The organism is Bartonella sp. AP1QHHD (genome assembly GCF_042196265.1).
GTDB lineage: Bacteria > Pseudomonadota > Alphaproteobacteria > Rhizobiales > Rhizobiaceae > Bartonella.
Genome location: NZ_JBHIPW010000079.1, coordinates 1 through 1,969, shown reverse-complemented (window position 1 = coordinate 1,969; position 1,969 = coordinate 1). Strand labels below are relative to the sequence as shown.

The 1,969-nt window shown below is 36.3% G+C and carries 2 protein-coding genes; both read right to left on the bottom strand.

The annotated features are described in order from the left end of the window. Positions 1 to 324: 324 nt before the first annotated feature. On the bottom strand, positions 325 to 1,026 hold the full coding sequence (locus ACFIME_RS07100) for a hypothetical protein (RefSeq protein WP_375647831.1): 702 nt from the start codon (positions 1,024 to 1,026) through the stop codon (positions 325 to 327). An 84-nt stretch (positions 1,027 to 1,110) separates the two neighbouring features. Further along, the gene (locus tag ACFIME_RS07095) at positions 1,111 to 1,617 is read right to left on the bottom strand and encodes a hypothetical protein (protein WP_120100860.1); all 507 of its coding nucleotides are present in this window, start codon (positions 1,615 to 1,617) and stop codon (positions 1,111 to 1,113) included. Positions 1,618 to 1,969 lie beyond the last annotated feature (352 nt).

The following is a 1,969-nucleotide window of genomic DNA, read 5'->3' as shown; positions in this document are numbered from 1 at the left end:
AATCACTGAATCTACAGTGTGAATCCCATTTTTATTTTACTTAACAGCTTGCTTTTTGATACGTTTTGTGCAATAAAGAGATGTTCCTTTATATTTCGATTGGTTATTTTAATCGTTTATTTAGATCGCTAGCTGTTTTGATAATAAAAGCCGTATCAATTCATTTTGATGCGGTTTTTATGTATTAAGGCTTGCATTTTTACACGTTTTGTGTAATATATTTTAACATTTAAAATGTATAAGTTTCCAGTTGCAAACAAAAGCCGTGTCCTTTAAAGGCGCGGCTTTTTTGCTATAAAGCAGCCCCCCGCCCCGTTATTTTATTTACGCTGCTTTATTTTCAACAATCTTTACAACGGTATCGTTTTCATAAATTTCACAATCTTCAGGAATTCCATATGCATAGTAAATGTTTTGCTCAACATATGAATAATCATTTCTTTTTAATCTTGCATTGCCATGTACCAAACCTCTAATGGTGTGATAACCAGTCACTTTTGCATTCCCATAAACAGAACCATAGACCTTAACATACCCACCCACGCTAGCATTGCCATAAACCTTGCCATAAATTTTTGAAGAGCTACTTACAACAGCATGATCATAAACCTCAGCCTTGCTATAAATGCGTGCACTTCCTGTTAATTTTGCATTCCCATAAACCCTTGCATATTGATAAACCCACACCTTATCAGAAAGATGCGCATTATCATAAACATGAGCTCCAAAATACACGCGGGTTTTATCATATACATGCGCATTGCCATAAACAAAACCACCAATGACAGCGTTGCCATATACTCTTGCATTTTCATAAACACGACCAGATTTTACAACACAAGCATTATCATAAACCCAGCAATTGCCATCATGAGAAAGGTTATCTTCCTTTTCAATAAAGCCGCCTAAATCACCAGCTTTAACATCAGCAAAGTCTTTTAAAGCACGAATGCGGTATAAAGTAATCCCTTTAACGTGACTTTCATTTATAAGCTCATATTTTTTAGATACATTTTTAGTGGTCATAGGTAGCTCCCTAATCTAATATTCAAACAAATTTTTAAATGAAATGGTTATAAGGAGGCGCCCCCGCCGCGCCCGCGCCGTTATTTAAGCTGTTTTCCTATGAGGACGACACATAACAAAGCAAATTTCACCATAAGGAGAAAGGCGTTCTGTATAAACATTATTCATTGTGTCACCACAAATATTCTTAGTAACAATAGCCATGCCACATGCATTGGCATTTTCATAAACATGCACTTTACTTACAATTTTTGCACTATCGAAAACATGGGCATTATCATACACATGGGCATTGGCAAAAACCTTTGCTGAATCGTAGACGCGAGCATTACCATATACAAAACCACCAACACCTGCATTGCCATAAACCTGCGCATTTTCGTAAACACGACCAGGGCTCACAACAATGGCCTGATCACCAACCCAGCAATTACCATCATGGGAAAGATTTTCTTCAGATTCAATATAGCCACCAAGTTGACCAGCTTTAACATCACCAAAATCTCTTAACGCCTTAATGCGATAAAGTTTTTTACCTTCGCGAAGAATTGTTTGATTGGTGAGTTGATATTTTTTGACAGAATTTTGCATAATAATTACCTCGTATTTTAACATTTTGATTGACAACCCTATAAGGGCGCCGGGCGCTCAAAACACGGATACGAGACCGTCGTTACACTTTCCCCTATGAAGGGTATTGTATAGTATAACCACACCCGGCAAAATCGTTATATGCCAATAAGAGCACAAAAGAAAGCCAGTATATTTTAAAAACATGGGAAGAGGTCGTTTCGTAACCTATCCGCTCGTATTACAGTGTTTTGAGCACTTGCCAACCTTAATAAACGAGCTTTTCTTTAAAGTCAATACGTATTTTTTATTTTTTTCAATTTTTTTCATTTTGATACCTAGCTAATTGAATACCAAGTGATTTTAAATTTTA